The organism is Streptomyces atriruber (assembly GCF_001418325.1).
GTDB classification, from domain to species: domain Bacteria; phylum Actinomycetota; class Actinomycetes; order Streptomycetales; family Streptomycetaceae; genus Streptomyces; species Streptomyces atriruber.
Map to the genome: position 1 here is coordinate 1 of NZ_LIPN01000008.1, position 14,933 is coordinate 14,933.

Below are 14,933 nucleotides of genomic sequence, written 5' to 3' on the forward strand. Positions count from 1 at the left end.
CGGTGCCGCGGCACCGGCAGCGGGCGGGCAGCGGCAGTGGTGGTGGTACCGGCGGCGGAGGCGGCTTGCCCGCGTCGCCGCTGGGCCGGGACCGCCGCGTCCCGTGTCGTGCTCCTGTGCCGGTGGACCAGTGCCGTCAGGGCGCCGTCCACATCCAGGTGCGTCCCCTGGATCCAGTCGGCCACCTCCTCGTGCGCGAAGCGGTAGCCGCTCCCCGCGGGCACCAGCAGCCCTTCCGTGAGCACCGCCGACGCCCATCCCGTACAGCCGTGGAGCCCCTTTCCGCCGCCCTTGCCCGGCACCCCGCCCTTGCCCGGCAGCGCTCCCCACGGGAAGACCGCTTCGAAGGACGCCGTGTCCAGCTCCCCCTGGCCGGGCCCGAGACAGCGCCGTGCCGCCTCGTGGACCTGGCCGGACACGGTCGCCGCGAGGCGCCGCACGGCGCTCCCGCGCAGTCCGTTCGCGGCCGCGAGCCGCACCGCGATCCGCAGGCACAGCAGGTCCAGATAGGCGCCGAAGACCTCCTCGCGGCCCGGGGTGCCCGGCGGCGGGGCGTCCGGCCGGGCGCCCCGCACTTCGGAGAGCAGCCGCAGGGCCAGCGGATGCCGCGCGTCGGCGGCGGCCAGTGCGCCGTCCGGAATGCCGTACCGCGCGCGGGCCCGGCGGGCCTGCGGCTCCGGGAGGTCCCCGATGCGTACGCAGCCGGGGAGCTCCGCGCCGTCGGCCGCCGTGTGCAGCGACGCCGCCTCGAAGTGGGCACCGGCCTGTTCCCAGTACTCCGCGCGGCAGGCGACGACGAGCCGCGCGCCCGTGTCCCGCAGCCACCGGGCCGTGCCGTCGCTCCACTGCGCGAGGCGGTGGGCGAGCGCGGCGGGCATCTCCTCGGGGCCGTCGAGCAGGAGGAGCAGCGGCCGCCCGGCGTCCCGCACGAGCCGGGCCACCCGGCCCGCCGAGAGGTCGCCGAGGCCCTGGTCCCGCGGCTCCTCCTCGGAGGCCGTGAGGATGCGTCCGACGCGGTCGAGCGCCCGCTCCACCGCGTCGGCCACGGAGGCGTCCGTGGCCCGCAGATCGGCGCCGCGCAGCCAGAGGGTGGGGGCGGGCTCGGCGCCCCTGGCCCGTCGCGCGGCGAGCGCGGACAGTTCCGTGGTGCGGCCCGTGCCGGGGTCGCCGACCAGTCCGAGCACCTGCGCGGCCCCCGCCTCGAAGGCGGCGAACTCCCGTGCCGTGTCGGGCCGTTCGACCGGTTCCTGGGGCGGGGTGAGCGGGCCGTCGGAGCCCGCCGAGGTGGCGGTGAGGTGCAGCGCGCCCGCGAGGTTGAGGTCCGCGCCGTACGCGGGCACGGTCGCTGCGTTGCACGCGAGCAGCTCGGCGAGCGGCCCGCCCGGGTCGGCGGCGGCCGCGTCCGTCAGCGACACCGCGTAGCCCGCCGGACGGTGCGCGCAGACGTCCTGGTCGGGCGCGGGGGGCTCGGGGCTCTGGGGCAGCAGGGCGGTGCCGAGGACGGCGAGCACGGCGCCGGTCGAGGCGTCCACGACGGGCCCGCCCGCGGCACCGCCGCCGAGCCGCAGCGCGTCGGCGCCGTCCGTGCCGATCGCCAGTTCCAGGGCGGCGCCGACCAGATGGAAGCGGTCCGTCGCCGTGTACGTGACCGCCGAGGTGCCGAGGACCCGCGCCTCGCGCCAGCCGCGCGCGGCGATCCGCACATAGGTGCCGGTCGCCACGGAATCCCGCGCGGAGACGGGCAGGGGCCGCAGTCCGAGGCCTTCGGTGCGGACGAGCGCGAGATCGGTGCCGGGCAGCGCCACCACGGCCTCGGCGGGCACCACGCAGGTGCGCTCGCCCGGCGCGTGCAGGACGATCCGGGCGAGCCCGTCGACCGCTTCGTGGCTGGTGACGACCGTGCCGTGATCGTCGGCGGCGAACCCCGTGCCCCGCGGCCGCCCGGCGAGATCGCACACCCGCACCAGGGACGGCTCCGGCGCCGGAACCGAGAAGCCGTCCCGGCCGCGTCCCGCCATGCTCGAACCTCCCCGCCGTGCCCCGTTACTCCGACCGTAGGTCGGGGGTGATCAGCGGGACAGGAGGCAACGCGAACGCGCCCCCTTCCGACCCCTCGGTTCACTCCGAGCGCCTGCCCGAAGGGGTGAATGGGCGCGTGTCGGTGGATAGACCTCTAGAGGGGGGATCGTGAAGCGGCGGACCGGGGTCCGCCGCTTCACTACATGTCACGCGAAGAGGACACGCGAAAACGGCACGCGCAGACGGCGTGTCAGGCGAAGACGGCCAGGCTCTTGGCCTTGCCGCGCGACTCCTCCGCCAGGACCAGGAAGCGGCCCTCCGGGTCGAAGACGGCGACGGCGCCCACGCCCGCGTACTCCTCGGGCATGTCGATCCGGACGCCGTTGAGGAGCAGCCGGCCGCGCTTCTCGTCCACGTCCCAGCGCGGGAAGGCCCGGCCCGCGGCCTCGGCCACGGGCATCACGGTCAGCTCCTCCTGGAGCTGGTCGAGGGTCTTCGCCGTGTCGAGCTTGTACGGGCCGACGCGGGTGCGGCGCAGCGCGGTCAGGTGACCGCCGACGCCGAGGTCGGCGCCGAGGTCGCGGGCGATGGCCCTGATGTACGTACCCGAGGAGCAGACGACCGAGACGACCAGGTCGAGCACGGGCGTGCCGTCCTCGGCGACGGCGTCACGGACGTCGTACACCGTGAAGGCGGAGATCGTCACGGGCCTGGCCGGGATCTCGAAGTCCTCGCCCTTGCGGGCGCGGGCGTACGACCGCTTGCCGTCGATCTTGATGGCGCTGACCTTCGACGGCACCTGCATGATGTCGCCGGACAGCTTGGCGATGCCCGCGTCTATGGCCGTACGCGTGACCTTCGAGGCGTCGGCCGACGAGGTGATCTCGCCCTCGGCGTCGTCGGTGAGCGTGTTCTGCCCGAGGCGGATGGTGCCCAGGTACTCCTTCTCGGTCAGCGCGAGGTGGCCGAGGAGCTTGGTGGCGCGTTCGACACCGAGCACGAGGACGCCCGTCGCCATGGGGTCGAGGGTGCCCGCGTGCCCGACGCGGCGGGTCTTGGCGATCCCGCGCATCTTGGCCACCACGTCGTGCGAAGTGAAGCCGGACGGCTTGTCGACGATGACAAGGCCGTCCGGCGTTGTGGTGCTGCTGTTGCTCATGCGCGGGCGTCGCCGTCCGTCTCGTCTGCCTCTGCGTCCTCGGGCTTGCGGTACGGGTCCGCCTCACCGGCGAAGTCGGCGCCGGCCGAGACCTCCCGCACCTTGGCGTCGGACAGCCGTGCCTTGTCGAGCAGGTCCTCGATGGCCCGCGCGTTGTCCGGCAGGGCGTCCGCGACGAAGGACAGGGTCGGCGTGAACTTCACGCCCGCGGCCTGTCCGACCGCCGACCGGAGCACGCCCTTGGCGCTCTCCAGGCCCGCGGCGGCCGCCGCGCGGTCTTCGTCGTCGCCGTAGACCGTGTAGAAGACCGTGGCCTCCCGCAGGTCACCGGTCACCCGGGTGTCCGTGATCGTCACGTGCGTTCCGAGCCGCGGGTCCTTGATCCCGCGCTGCAGCTTCTGAGCAACCACCTCTCGAATGAGGTCCGCCAGCCTTTTCGCCCGCGCGTTGTCGGCCACTGCTCCGTCTCCCTTATCCCCGGGCATTCCCTGGGCTTGTCTTGCTGTGTTCAATCATCGTCGCCGTGCAGCCGCCGTCGCACCGACAGCAGCTCCACTTCGGGCCGGGCGGCGACGAGGCGCTCGCACCGGTCCAGTACGTCGTTGAGATGGCCCGCGTCGCCGGACACCACGGCGAGGCCTACCTCGGCTCTCCGGTGCAGGTTCTGACCGCCCACTTCCGCCGCGCTCACCGCGTATTTGCGCTGGAGCTCGGCGACGATCGGACGGACGACGGAGCGTTTCTCCTTCAGCGAATGTACGTCGCCGAGGAGCAGATCGAAGGACAGAGTCCCCACATACATGTGTGTCCGGATGTCCCGCCGGTACGGGTTCGAGGCCCCACCAACCACTTGGCAGGGACACAAGAACCGTACACGGAACGGCCGGGGCCGATCGACGGGATTTCCCCCGTCGACCGGCCCCGACACTGCACCGAGCGGATCAGATCAGTGAACTGATCAGCCGCGCGGCTTCTCGCGCATCTCGTACGTCGCGATGACGTCGTCGATCTTGATGTCGTTGAAGTTGCCGAGGTTGATACCGCCCTCGAAGCCTTCGCGGATCTCGGTGACGTCGTCCTTGAAGCGGCGCAGACCCTCGATGTTGAGGCTCTCCGCGATGACCTTGCCATCGCGCAGCAGTCGGGCCTTGGTGTTGCGCTTGACCTCGCCGGAACGGATGAGGACACCCGCGATGTTGCCGAGCTTGGACGAGCGGAAGACCTCGCGGATCTCCGCGGTGCCGAGCTCGACCTCCTCGTACTCCGGCTTGAGCATGCCCTTGAGGGCCGCCTCGATCTCCTCGATGGCCTGGTAGATCACCGAGTAGTAGCGGACGTCGACGCCCTCGCGCTCCGCCATCTGCGCGGCACGGCCGGCCGCACGGACGTTGAAGCCGATGACGATGGCGTCGGAGCCCATCGCCAGGTCGATGTCGGACTCGGTGACCGCACCCACACCGCGGTGCAGGACGCGGATGTCGACCTCTTCGCCGACGTCGAGCTGGAGCAGCGAGGACTCGAGAGCCTCCACCGAACCGGACGCGTCGCCCTTGATGATGATGTTGAGGTCCTGGACCAGGCCCGCCTTGAGCACCTGGTCGAGGTCCTCGAGGGACACCCGGCGGGTGCGCTTGGCGAACGCGGCGTTGCGCTCACGGGCGGCACGCTTCTCGGCGATCTGACGGGCCGTACGGTCCTCGTCGACGACCAGGAAGTTGTCGCCGGCGCCCGGGACGTTGGTGAGACCGAGCACGAGGACCGGAGTCGACGGGGTCGCCTCCTCCACGTTCTCGCCCTTGTCGTCGAGCATCGCGCGGACTCGGCCGTACGCGTCACCGGCGACCATCGTGTCGCCGACGCGGAGGGTACCGCGCTGGACGAGGACGGTCGCGACGGCGCCGCGGCCCTTGTCGAGGTGGGCCTCGATCGCGATGCCCTGCGCGTCCTGCTCCGGGTTGGCCCGCAGGTCGAGCGAGGCGTCCGCGGTCAGGACCACGGCCTCGAGCAGCTGCTCGATGTTCTGGCCCTGGCGCGCGGAGATGTCGACGAACATCGTGTCGCCGCCGTACTCCTCGGCCACCAGACCGAACTCGGTGAGCTGACCGCGCACCTTGGTCGGGTCGGCACCCTCGACGTCGATCTTGTTGACCGCGACCACGATCGGCACGTCGGCCGCCTTGGCGTGGTTCAGCGCCTCGATCGTCTGCGGCATCACACCGTCGTTCGCCGCGACCACGAGGATCGCGATGTCGGTGGACTTCGCACCACGGGCACGCATGGCGGTGAACGCCTCGTGACCGGGGGTGTCGATGAAGGTGATGGCGCGCTCTTCGCCGTTGACCTCGGTGGCGACCTGGTACGCACCGATGTGCTGCGTAATACCGCCGGCCTCGCCCGCAACGACGTTCGTCTTGCGGATCGCGTCCAGAAGTCGGGTCTTACCGTGGTCGACGTGACCCATGACGGTCACGACCGGCGGACGGGAGACGAGCATTTCCTCGCCGCCCTCGTCCTCGCCGAACTCGATGGAGAACGACTCGAGGAGCTCGCGGTCCTCCTCCTCCGGGCTGACGATCTCCAGCACGAAGTTCATCTCTTCGGCGAGGAGCTTCAGCGTCTCGTCGGAGACGGACTGCGTGGCGGTGACCATCTCGCCGAGGTTCATCATCACGCCGACGAGCGACGCCGGGTTCGCGTTGATCTTCTCCGCGAAGTCGGTCAGCGAGGCACCGCGCGACAGGCGGACGGTCTGTCCGTTGCCGCGAGGCAGCATGACGCCGCCCACCGACGGGGCCTGCATGGCCTCGTACTCCTGGCGCCTCTGCCGCTTCGACTTGCGACCACGACGGGCGGGCCCGCCGGGACGGCCGAAGGCACCCTGCGTGCCACCACGGGCACCGGGACCACCGGGACGGCCACCGAAGCCGGGACGACCGCCGAAGCCGCCGCCGCCACCGGGACGACCGGCACCGCCGCCACCCGGACCGCCGGGACGGCCGGCGAAGCCGCCGCCACCGCCACCGGGACGACCCGCGAAGCCGCCGCCACCGGGACGACCGCCGCCGCCACCCGGGCGACCGCCGCCGCCGGGACCACGGCCGCCGCCGGGGCCACCGCCGGGACGCGGACCCGCGGCGGGACGCTGCGGCATCATGCCCGGGTTCGGACGGTTACCGGCGGGACCGCCGCCGGGACGCGGAGCGCCGCCCTGCGGGCGAGGCATGCCGCCCGGGGTCGGACGGGCGCCGCCCTGACCCTGCGGACGGGGAGCGCCACCGGGGCCGCCCTGGCCCTGCGGGCGCGGGGCGCCACCGGGGCCACCCTGGCCGCCGGGACGCGGGGCACCGCCCGGACGGGGCGCCTGCGGGCGCGCCATGCCGGTGGAGCCACCAGAGGTGAAGGGGTTGTTGCCCGGGCGCGGACCCGAGGGACGGGCGCCACCGGGACGCGGGGCGCCACCCTGGCCGCCGGGGCGCGGGGCACCCTGACGGTCGCCGCGGTCACCACGGCCCTGACCCTGACCCTGGCCCTGACCGGGGGCCGGACGGCCACCGGGCTTCGGGGCGCCGGGGCCCGGACGGGCGCCGGGGCGCGGGCCGGACGGAGCCGCGGGAGCCGCGGGCGCGGCCGGCGGAGCGGTGAACTCCGGGGCGGCCGGAGCCGGCGAGGCCGGCGCGGGCTTGGGGGCCGGCGGCTTGGGGCCGGGCGCCGGGCGCGGGCCCGGCGTCGCGGGGGCCGCGGGCTTCTCGGCCGCGGCGGGCTTGGGCGCCGGCGGCTTCGGCGCGGCCGGACCCGGACGGGCGGCCTGCGCGGGAGAGGGGGACGCCGAACCCGTGGGGGACGGCGGCTTGGGGGCGGCCTGCTTGCGCGGCGCCCCGGGCTTGGCGGCGGACTTGCCGTTGCCACCGCCCTGGTTCAATGCGTCAGTCAGTTTGCGTACCACCGGCGCCTCGATCGTCGAGGACGCCGAACGTACGAATTCACCGAGTTCTTGGAGCTTGGCCATGACGACCTTGCTCTCTACGCCGAACTCCTTGGCGAGCTCGTATACCCGGACCTTAGCCACTTCGCTCCTTTTAGGTCCGGGTTACGCCGGACCGTCGCTACTTCATGGGCGTACTCATCGCGTGCTCATCGAGTGCTCATCGCAATCTCGACCTACTTCCAACTCGCGGGGTACCAGGGCCACACGGGGTTCCGTGCGCCCACGTCTTACGGTGTTGCCTACTGGGCAACTGTCGTGACAGCCCGGCGCAACGCCTCCGTGTCGAGCGGTCCCTGGGCTCGAAAGGCCCGCGGGAACGCCCGGCGGCGGACCGCCAGGTCTAGACAGACCAGGGCGGGGTGTACATACGCACCCCGGCCGGGCAGCGTACCGCTTGGATCGGGGACGCAGGCGCCCTCTTTCGCCACGATGCGCAGCAGATCGCTCTTGGCCGCTCGCTCCCGGCACCCCACACAGGTGCGCTCAGGGCATGCGCGGGCATGCGTCCGGCCAGACACGCTTAAGTCTACCTCCCCGCACCGACCTCACCCCTTTGGGGGAAGAATCGAACGGCTACTCGCCACATACTGTCGTGATCGAAGCGGTGGCCGCCCGGAATTTATTCCCGGGACGGCCCCGCCGCCGGTCCCGCTACTGGTCGCCGGGCTGCTCCGTGTCGGGCCTGATGTCGATGCGCCAGCCGGTGAGGCGCGCGGCCAGGCGGGCGTTCTGCCCCTCCTTGCCGATCGCCAGCGACAGCTGGTAGTCGGGCACGGTCACCCGGGCCGAGCGGGCGCCGAGGTCGACGACCTCGACCTTGCTGACGCGGGCCGGGGAGAGCGCGTGGGCGACCATCTCGGCCGGGTCGTCGGACCAGTCGACGATGTCGATCTTCTCGCCGTTGAGCTCGCCCATGACGTTGCGCACCCGGCTGCCCATGGGGCCGATGCAGGCACCCTTGGCGTTGAGGCCCGAGCGCGTCGAGCGGACCGCGATCTTGGTGCGGTGGCCGGCCTCGCGGGCGATGGCCGAGATCTCGACGGAACCGTCGGCGATCTCCGGGACCTCCAGCGCGAAGAGCTTCTTCACCAGGTTCGGGTGCGTGCGCGACAGCGTCACGGACGGGCCGCGGACGCCCTTGGCCACCCGGACGACGTAGCTGCGCAGGCGCATGCCGTGGGGGTACTGCTCGCCGGGCACCTGCTCCTGCACCGGCAGGATGGCCTCCAGCTTGCCGATGTCGACCAGCACGTTCTTCGGGTCGCGGCCCTGCTGGACCACGCCGGTGACGATGTCGCCCTCGCGCCCGGCGTACTCACCGAGCGTCGCGTCGTCCTCGGCGTCGCGCAGCCGCTGCAGGATGACCTGCTTCGCGGTGGTCGCGGCGATGCGGCCGAAGTCGGACGGGGTGTCGTCGAACTCGCGGGGCTCCTGGCCCTCCTCGAGGTCGTCCGGCTCTTCCTTCGCCCAGACCGTCACGTGTCCGCTGTCACGGTCGAGCTTCACGCGCGCGCGGCGGTGGCTTCCCTCGGTGCGGTGGTAGGCGATGAGGAGGGCCGACTCGATCGCCTCGACGAGGAGGTCGAAGGAGATCTCCTTCTCCCGGACCAGACCCCGCAGGGCACTCATGTCGATGTCCACGGCTACGCCTCCTCTTCCTTCTTGTCCTTGCGGTTGAACTCGACCTGCACGCGCGCCTTGTCGATCTCGTCGAAGGCGAGGCGGCGGGAGGTGGGCCTGCGGCCCTTCACGCCGGGCACTTCGAGGTCGAGGCCTTCGTCGTCCACGGTGAGGATGCGGGCGGTCAGCTCGCCGCCGCCCTCGGTCAGCTGGAACTTCACCAGGCGGTTCACGGCACGCACGTAGTGACGGCGCTCGGTGAGGGCCCGCTCGGCGCCGGGGGATCCGACCTCCAGGTCGTACTCCCCCTCGCCCATGGCGTCCGTCTCGTCGAGCTTCGCGGAGAGCACGCGGCTCACTTCCGCGATCGCGTCCAGGTCCACGCCGTCCTCGGAGTCGATGACGACTCTCAGCACCCGCTTGCGCCCGACGGAGGCCACTTCGATCTCTTCGAGATCCAGGTCCTGCGAGGTGACGAGCGGTTCCAGTAGTTGCCGCAGCCTCTCGCTCTGGGTGGTGCTCATCCGGGTGACTCCTCGGCCGCGTGTGCTGTTGTGGGTGCGTTGCAAGTCTGCGTGTCAGGTCAAAGGGTATCCGGTCCGAAGGGGTGTTGCCGCCCACGAACGGGACGATGCGGCGCTCCGTTCCGAGCCGCTCGCGGGTGCCGGGGCGGTCCGAAGGTACGGTGATCACCGGGCCCGTGCCCATCGATCTGCCCTTCTGCTCCTTTCCGTTCCCTTCCACACCCTTCTCGCTCGCGCCTTTTGGCCTTCCTTCCGAGGACGTCTGCCGTGCCGTCGTATCTCACCGCCCCGCGATCCCGTCCGGGACCGCGCCGAAGGAGTCTGCTCACCGGGGCCGCCGGCGTCGCCTCCGCGGCGCTGCTCGCGGGCTGCACGGACTCCGCCGACTCCGACGCCGACGAGCGTCCGTCCGCCACCCGGCGCCTGCGCGCCGCGGCGGCGAAGGACAGCAGGGAACTCCTCGGGCGGTACGACGCCGTGCTCGCGGCGCACCCCTCGCTCGCCGCGCGGCTCGGGCCGCTGCGGGCCGAGGTGAAGCAGCACGCGGAGGCCTTCGAGGGCGGCGGCAACCGCTCCGAGAGCTCCGCCGCTGTGGCCCCCTCCCCCTCGGCGTCCTCGTCCGCGTCCGCTTCCGCGGCGCCGTCGCCCTCCGTGGCCAAGGACCCCGAGAAGGCCCTGCGCGAGCTCGCCGAGGCCGAGCGGAAGCTGGCCGACCGCCGGGACGACGCCCTGGTCGACGCCCCGGCCGAGGAGGGCAGGCTGCTCGCCTCCGTGGCCGCGGCGGGCGCGGCCCACGCGTACCTGCTGACGGAGCCGGAGGACGAGAAGTGAGCGACACGCACACGAAGGGGTCGGGCACGCGCGAGACCTCGAAGGACGAGGAGCTGAAGGCCCTGCAGGCCGCTCTGGGCGCCGAGCACGCCGCCGTGTACGGCTACGGGGTCGTCGGCGGCCGGATCGGCGACAAGCGCAGGGCCGAGGCACGCACGGCGTACGACGCGCACCGCGCCCGGCGCGACGAGCTGCAGCGCGCGGTGCGCGACCTCGGCGGCGAGCCGCAGTCCGCGGACGCCGCGTACTCGCTGCCCTTCCCGGTGCCGGATTCCGCAGCGGCCGTCCGGCTCGCCACGGAGCTGGAGAACCGGGTCGCGGGCGTCTACTCCGATCTCGTCCGCGCCACCTCGGGCACCCGGCGGGCCACCGCGGCCCGCGCGCTGCGGGAGGCGGCGGTCCGTGCGGCACGGTGGCGCGGCGGGAGCGTAGCCTTCCCTGGGCTCGCCGAGCGGTCGACACCGTCGTCCGCGGCGGCGACACCCAAGGCGTAACGCGCTCAGGAAGGGAACGACTCGCGCATGGCTTTCGAACCGCCGCGGCGCCTCGTCACAGCACTCGGCGAGACGGCGCAGGACGGCGACGACTGGCTGGAAAAGCTGCCCGAGGCAGTCGAACAGTCCGTCGCTCTACGCGAGTTGACCGTCGAGCGGACGCACGTCCCCGGTGGCCGCAGCAGCCTCGTGCTGCTGGTGCGGCGGGCCGACGACACTCCCGCCGTGCTGAAGCTCGTGCCGCCCCGGTCTCGCCCGGAGAGCGAGCGCGCGGCACTCGCCCACTGGAACGGCCTGGGCGCCGCACGCCTGCTCGACCCCGAGCTCTCTGACGGGGCGCTGCTCCTGGAACGGCTGCACCGGGACGTGTCCGTGCGGTCGCTGCCCGAGGCCAAGGCGCTCCTGGAGGCGGCGGGGACGCTGCGCAGGCTGTGGGTGGAGCCGCCCGCAGGGCACCGCTTCGAGACGGTCGCCGAGCGGACGGGGCGGCAGGCCGACGCGATGCGGGCGTCCGCCGCGGCCGACGCGGATGTCGCGCCGTTGGTCGACGCGGCGCTCGCGGCCCGGGACGAGCTGCTGGCGGCGAGCGTGCGGCCGCGGCTGCTGCACGGCACGTTCCGGCAGAGCAAGGTCCTCGCCGGGGACCGGCTGCCGTGGCTGGCCGTGGGGCCCGACCCGGTGGTCGGTGAGCCCGCCTTCGACCTCGCGCGGCTGGTCCGTGACCGGGTGGAGGACCTGATCGCGTCGCCGTCGGGCGCCTCGATCACGCGGCGGCGCGTGAAGAAGCTGGCGGAGTCCCTGGAGGTCGAGCAGGAGCGGCTGCGGGGCTGGACGCTGTTCCGGGCCGTCGAGTCGGGCGTCCGGGCGCTGCGGGTGGGGCGGCCGCAGGACGCTGAGCTGTTGCTGGAGTTCGCGGGCTGGCTGTAGCGGGCCTTGCCGCGACAGGCCTCGTGAGTACGCGCGAGGGCGCACCCCGTACGACGGGGTGCGCCCTCTGCGGCTGTCGTCAGGCCGTCAGGCGGGCGATCGCCTCGTCGACCGGGAGCTCCTCGCGCTCGCCCGTGCGACGGTCCTTGAGCTCGACGACGCCGTCGGCCGAGCGGCGGCCCGCGACCAGGATCTTCGGCACGCCGATCAGCTCGGAGTCGGTGAACTTCACGCCCGGCGAGACGCCGGGACGGTCGTCGACCAGGACCCGGACACCGGCGGCGGCCAGCTTGTCGGAGACCTCAAGCGCCAGCTCGGTCTGCAGGGCCTTCCCGGCCGCGACCACGTGGACGTCGGCCGGGGCGATCTCCTCCGGCCAGATCAGCCCCTTGTCGTCGGCGTGCTGCTCGGCGAGGGCGGCGACGGCGCGCGAGACACCGATGCCGTACGAGCCCATGGTCACGCGGACCGGCTTGCCCTCCTTGCCGAGCACGTCGAGCTGGAAGGCGTCGGCGTACTTGCGGCCCAGCTGGAAGATGTGGCCGATCTCGATGGCGCGGTCCAGCTTGAGGCCGGTGCCGCAGTTCGGGCACGGGTCGCCCTCCTGGACGACGACCACGTCGACGTACGTGTCGACCTCGAAGTCACGGCCCGCGACGACGTTCTTGGCGTGCACGCCGTCCTTGTTGGCGCCGGTGATCCAGGCGGTGCCGGGGGCGACGCGCGGGTCGGCGAGGTACTGGACCTTCTCCAGGCCCTGCGGGCCGACGTAGCCGCGCACGAGGTCGTCGCGGCCCTCGAAGTCCGCGGCCGTGACCAGCTCGACGGCGGCCGGGGCGAAGTGGGCCTCGACCTTGTCCAGGTCGACCTCGCGGTCGCCGGGGACGCCGACGGCGACGATCTCGCCGTCGACCTTCACGAGGAGGTTCTTGAGCGTGGCGGAGGCCTCGACGCCGAGGTGCGCGGCGAGCGTCTCGATGGTCGGGGTGTCCGGGGTCGGGATCTCCTCGAGCGCGGGGACGTCGGCGGCGTCCACCGGCGTCAGGGCGAAGGAGACGGCCTCGGTGTTCGCCGCGTAGTCGCAGTTCGGGCAGTCGGCGAAGGTGTCCTCGCCGGCCGCGGCGGGGGCGAGGAACTCCTCCGACTTCGAGCCGCCCATGGCGCCCGCGGTGGCGGCGCAGATGCGGTAGTCGAGACCGAGGCGCTGGAAGATCTTCTGGTACGCGGCGCGGTGCAGGGCGTACGACTGGGCGAGGCCCTCGTCCTCCAGGTCGAAGGAGTACGAGTCCTTCATCAGGAACTCGCGGCCGCGCAGGATGCCGGCGCGGGGGCGGGCCTCGTCGCGGTACTTGGTCTGGATCTGGTAGAGGGTCACCGGCAGGTCCTTGTAGGACGTGCACTGGTCCTTGACCAGGAGGGTGAAGATCTCCTCGTGGGTGGGGCCGAGGAGGTAGTCGCCGCCCTTGCGGTCGTTGAGCCGGAACAGCTCCGCGCCGTACTCGGTCCAGCGGCCGGTCGCCTCGTACGGCTCCTTGGGCAGCAGGGCGGGCAGCGAGACCTCCTGGGCGCCCATGGCGTCCATTTCCTCGCGTACGACGCGCTCGACGTTGGCGAGGACCTTCTTGCCCAGCGGCAGCCAGGACCAGACACCGGCGGCGGTGCGGCGCACGTAACCGGCGCGGACGAGGAGTTTGTGGCTCAGCACCTCGGCGTCCGCCGGGTCGTCGCGCAAGGTCTTCGCCATCAGTCGGGACATGCGCTGGACCTGGGCCATGGTGAACTCCTGCTGCGAAAGGTTGGTGTGCAGGAGGTTATCCGGGGGCCGGGGGCGGGCGGAAATCGGTTACGGCTCAGGGCCGTTTCGGCAGGGGCAGCGGGGCGCCCATCACGGCGTACGGCTTGGCGGCGCTGGGGAACAGGACGCGGCGGGCCAGGTCCGCGTATCCGAGGGAGCGGTACAGGCCGCGGGCCGGGCTCTCGACGTCGATCGCGGAGAGGATCGAGCGGGGCTCGGGAACGCCCTCGGTGATCGTCGTGATGAGGGCGCGTCCGATGCCGCGGTTCTGGTGGCCCGGGTGCACGTGGAGCTCGGTGATGACGAAGGAGTCGTCCAGCCAGCCGTCCAGGTTCCGGCTGCGCAGGTACGGCTCGACGACCGTCGACCACCAGTGGCCCCGGCTGTTGGGCATGCCGTAGACGAAGCCGACGAGCCGGTCGTCCGGGGTGGTCGCGCCGAACGCGCGGGCGCCCGGGTAGGTGAGGTGTCGCAGGACGATCTGCCGCCGGACGGCCACTTCGTCCTCGCTCAGTCCGAAGGCGTGGGCCTGGACCCGCAGTGCGTCGTCCACGCGCGCGGCGAGGTCGAGCGGCGCGATCACGACATCGTCTGTCATGGGGCGACCCTACTTCGCGTTGCCCGCGTTCAGAACAGGACGCTCATGAAGGCGCCGACCTCCTGGAAGCCCACCCTTCGGTAGGCCGCCCTGGCCGCGGTGTTGAAGTCGTTGACGTACAGGCTGGCCACGGGGGCGACGTCCGCGAGGGCGTAGCGCAGGACGGCCGCCATGCCGGGGGCGGCGAGGCCGCGGCCGCGGTACTCGGGGGCCACCCAGACCCCCTGGATCTGGCAGGCCTGTGAGGTGGCGGCGCCGATCTCCGCCTTGAAGACGACCTTGCCGTCCCGGTCGAGGCGGGCGAAGGAGCGTCCGGAGCCGACGAGTTCGGCGACGCGGGCCTGGTAGAGGAGGCCGCCGTCACCGGCCAGCGGCGATACGCCGACCTCTTCGGTGAACATCGCCACGCACGCCGGCATGATCGTCTCCATCTCGTCCTTGCGGACACGACGGACGTACGGATCCGGGACGATGTCGTCCGGGAGCCGGTCGGTGACCATCAGGGGCTGCTGGGCACGGACCTCGCGGGCGGGGCCCCAGGAGGGCTCCAGGAGCCGCCACAGCTGGGCGGTGGACTCGACGGGGCCGACGATGGACGAGCAGCGGCGGCCGGACCTGCGGGCGCGGTCGGCGAAGCCGCGGACGGCTCGCGGGGTGGCGCAGATGGGGACGAGGTTGGCGCCCGCGTAGCAGAGCGAGGCCAGCATGCCGTCTTCGTACCAGCCCCACATCTCGCCGCCGAGGCGCCAGGGGTCGAGGCCCGCCACCTGGACGCGGGCGGTCACGAAGGCGTTCGCGACCGGCTCGCGGTCGAGCACGGCGAGCGCGGCGTCGAGGTCACTCGGTTCGAGGACCCTGGTGGTGGTCTGAGTCAACACGTGCGGGGGCCTCACCATACGGTCTGCTGATCTCCGCACTGTACCTGGCGGGGGCGCCTCGTGCGGGGGCGCCTTTTGTCCGTTGGGGTCCCGGGTTGGGGGG

The 14,933-nt window shown here is 72.7% G+C and carries 14 protein-coding genes; 3 read left to right on the top strand and 11 right to left on the bottom strand.

Translation table 11 applies throughout. The features are described from left to right. From AOK03_RS00745 to rimP, 8 genes are all read right to left on the bottom strand, one after another. Positions 1–2,018 (bottom strand): trypsin-like peptidase domain-containing protein (locus AOK03_RS00745; RefSeq protein WP_167355564.1); only part of this gene is annotated, 2,018 nt, incomplete at its 3' end. Positions 2,019–2,269: 251 nt separating this feature from the next. Next, positions 2,270–3,178 carry a tRNA pseudouridine(55) synthase TruB gene (gene truB, locus AOK03_RS00750; RefSeq protein ID WP_055563130.1) on the bottom strand — a complete coding sequence of 303 codons (909 nt, stop codon included), beginning with the start codon at positions 3,176–3,178 and terminating at the stop codon, positions 2,270–2,272. Then, positions 3,175–3,636 (bottom strand): 30S ribosome-binding factor RbfA, encoded by a 462-nt coding sequence (gene rbfA / locus AOK03_RS00755; protein ID WP_055563131.1) that lies wholly within the window; start codon positions 3,634–3,636, stop codon positions 3,175–3,177. The genes truB and rbfA overlap by 4 nt, the downstream gene beginning before the upstream one ends. A gap of 50 nt (positions 3,637–3,686) precedes the next feature. After that, on the bottom strand, positions 3,687–3,980 hold the full coding sequence (locus AOK03_RS00760) for a DUF503 domain-containing protein (protein WP_055563132.1): 294 nt from the start codon (positions 3,978–3,980) through the stop codon (positions 3,687–3,689). Between the two features lie 156 nt (positions 3,981–4,136). Continuing rightward, positions 4,137–7,244, bottom strand: a complete 3,108-nt coding sequence (gene infB / locus AOK03_RS40405) for a translation initiation factor IF-2 (RefSeq protein WP_079074372.1) — start codon at positions 7,242–7,244, stop codon at positions 4,137–4,139. Positions 7,245–7,402: 158 nt separating this feature from the next. Further along, positions 7,403–7,681 (bottom strand): YlxR family protein, encoded by a 279-nt coding sequence (locus AOK03_RS40410; RefSeq protein ID WP_079074373.1) that lies wholly within the window; start codon positions 7,679–7,681, stop codon positions 7,403–7,405. A gap of 133 nt (positions 7,682–7,814) precedes the next feature. Beyond that, positions 7,815–8,804, bottom strand: a complete 990-nt coding sequence (gene nusA, locus AOK03_RS00770) for a transcription termination factor NusA (RefSeq protein ID WP_055563134.1) — start codon at positions 8,802–8,804, stop codon at positions 7,815–7,817. Positions 8,805–8,806: 2 nt separating this feature from the next. Then, positions 8,807–9,307, bottom strand: a complete 501-nt coding sequence (gene rimP / locus AOK03_RS00775) for a ribosome maturation factor RimP (RefSeq protein ID WP_055563135.1) — start codon at positions 9,305–9,307, stop codon at positions 8,807–8,809. Positions 9,308–9,574: 267 nt separating this feature from the next. On the opposite strand from rimP, the gene AOK03_RS00780 reads away from it, so the two are divergent. From AOK03_RS00780 to AOK03_RS00790, 3 genes are read left to right on the top strand one after another with little or no spacing between them, the layout of a single operon-like run. After that, the gene (locus AOK03_RS00780; protein WP_055563136.1) at positions 9,575–10,138 is read left to right on the top strand and encodes a hypothetical protein; all 564 of its coding nucleotides are present in this window, start codon (positions 9,575–9,577) and stop codon (positions 10,136–10,138) included. Next, positions 10,135–10,632, top strand: a complete 498-nt coding sequence (locus AOK03_RS00785) for a ferritin-like domain-containing protein (RefSeq protein WP_055563137.1) — start codon at positions 10,135–10,137, stop codon at positions 10,630–10,632. The genes AOK03_RS00780 and AOK03_RS00785 overlap by 4 nt, the downstream gene beginning before the upstream one ends. 27 nt (positions 10,633–10,659) lie before the next feature. Then, positions 10,660–11,559 carry an aminoglycoside phosphotransferase family protein gene (locus AOK03_RS00790; RefSeq protein WP_055563138.1) on the top strand — a complete coding sequence of 300 codons (900 nt, stop codon included), beginning with the start codon at positions 10,660–10,662 and terminating at the stop codon, positions 11,557–11,559. Positions 11,560–11,638: 79 nt separating this feature from the next. Here AOK03_RS00790 and AOK03_RS00795 read toward each other — a convergent pair whose 3' ends face one another. From AOK03_RS00795 to AOK03_RS00805, 3 genes are all read right to left on the bottom strand, one after another. After that, positions 11,639–13,333, bottom strand: a complete 1,695-nt coding sequence (locus AOK03_RS00795; RefSeq protein WP_055563139.1) for a proline--tRNA ligase — start codon at positions 13,331–13,333, stop codon at positions 11,639–11,641. A 76-nt stretch (positions 13,334–13,409) separates the two neighbouring features. After that, positions 13,410–13,952: a GNAT family N-acetyltransferase gene (locus tag AOK03_RS00800; protein WP_055563140.1), complete on the bottom strand. Its 543-nt coding sequence runs from the start codon at positions 13,950–13,952 to the stop codon at positions 13,410–13,412. Between the two features lie 29 nt (positions 13,953–13,981). After that, the gene (locus tag AOK03_RS00805) at positions 13,982–14,830 is read right to left on the bottom strand and encodes a GNAT family N-acetyltransferase (RefSeq protein ID WP_055563141.1); all 849 of its coding nucleotides are present in this window, start codon (positions 14,828–14,830) and stop codon (positions 13,982–13,984) included. Positions 14,831–14,933: the final 103 nt, after the last annotated feature.

What these genes read in the sequence shown, in the direction of transcription:
- truB (WP_055563130.1), bottom strand. Translation starts at nt 3,178, where the DNA reads ATGAGCAACAGCAGCACCACAACGCCGGACGGCCTTGTCATCGTCGAC.
- AOK03_RS00760 (WP_055563132.1), bottom strand. Translation starts at nt 3,980, where the DNA reads ATGTATGTGGGGACTCTGTCCTTCGATCTGCTCCTCGGCGACGTACAT.
- rimP (WP_055563135.1), bottom strand. Translation starts at nt 9,307, where the DNA reads ATGAGCACCACCCAGAGCGAGAGGCTGCGGCAACTACTGGAACCGCTC.
- AOK03_RS00790 (WP_055563138.1), top strand. Translation starts at nt 10,660, where the DNA reads ATGGCTTTCGAACCGCCGCGGCGCCTCGTCACAGCACTCGGCGAGACG.
- AOK03_RS00795 (WP_055563139.1), bottom strand. Translation starts at nt 13,333, where the DNA reads ATGGCCCAGGTCCAGCGCATGTCCCGACTGATGGCGAAGACCTTGCGC.
- AOK03_RS00800 (WP_055563140.1), bottom strand. Translation starts at nt 13,952, where the DNA reads ATGACAGACGATGTCGTGATCGCGCCGCTCGACCTCGCCGCGCGCGTG.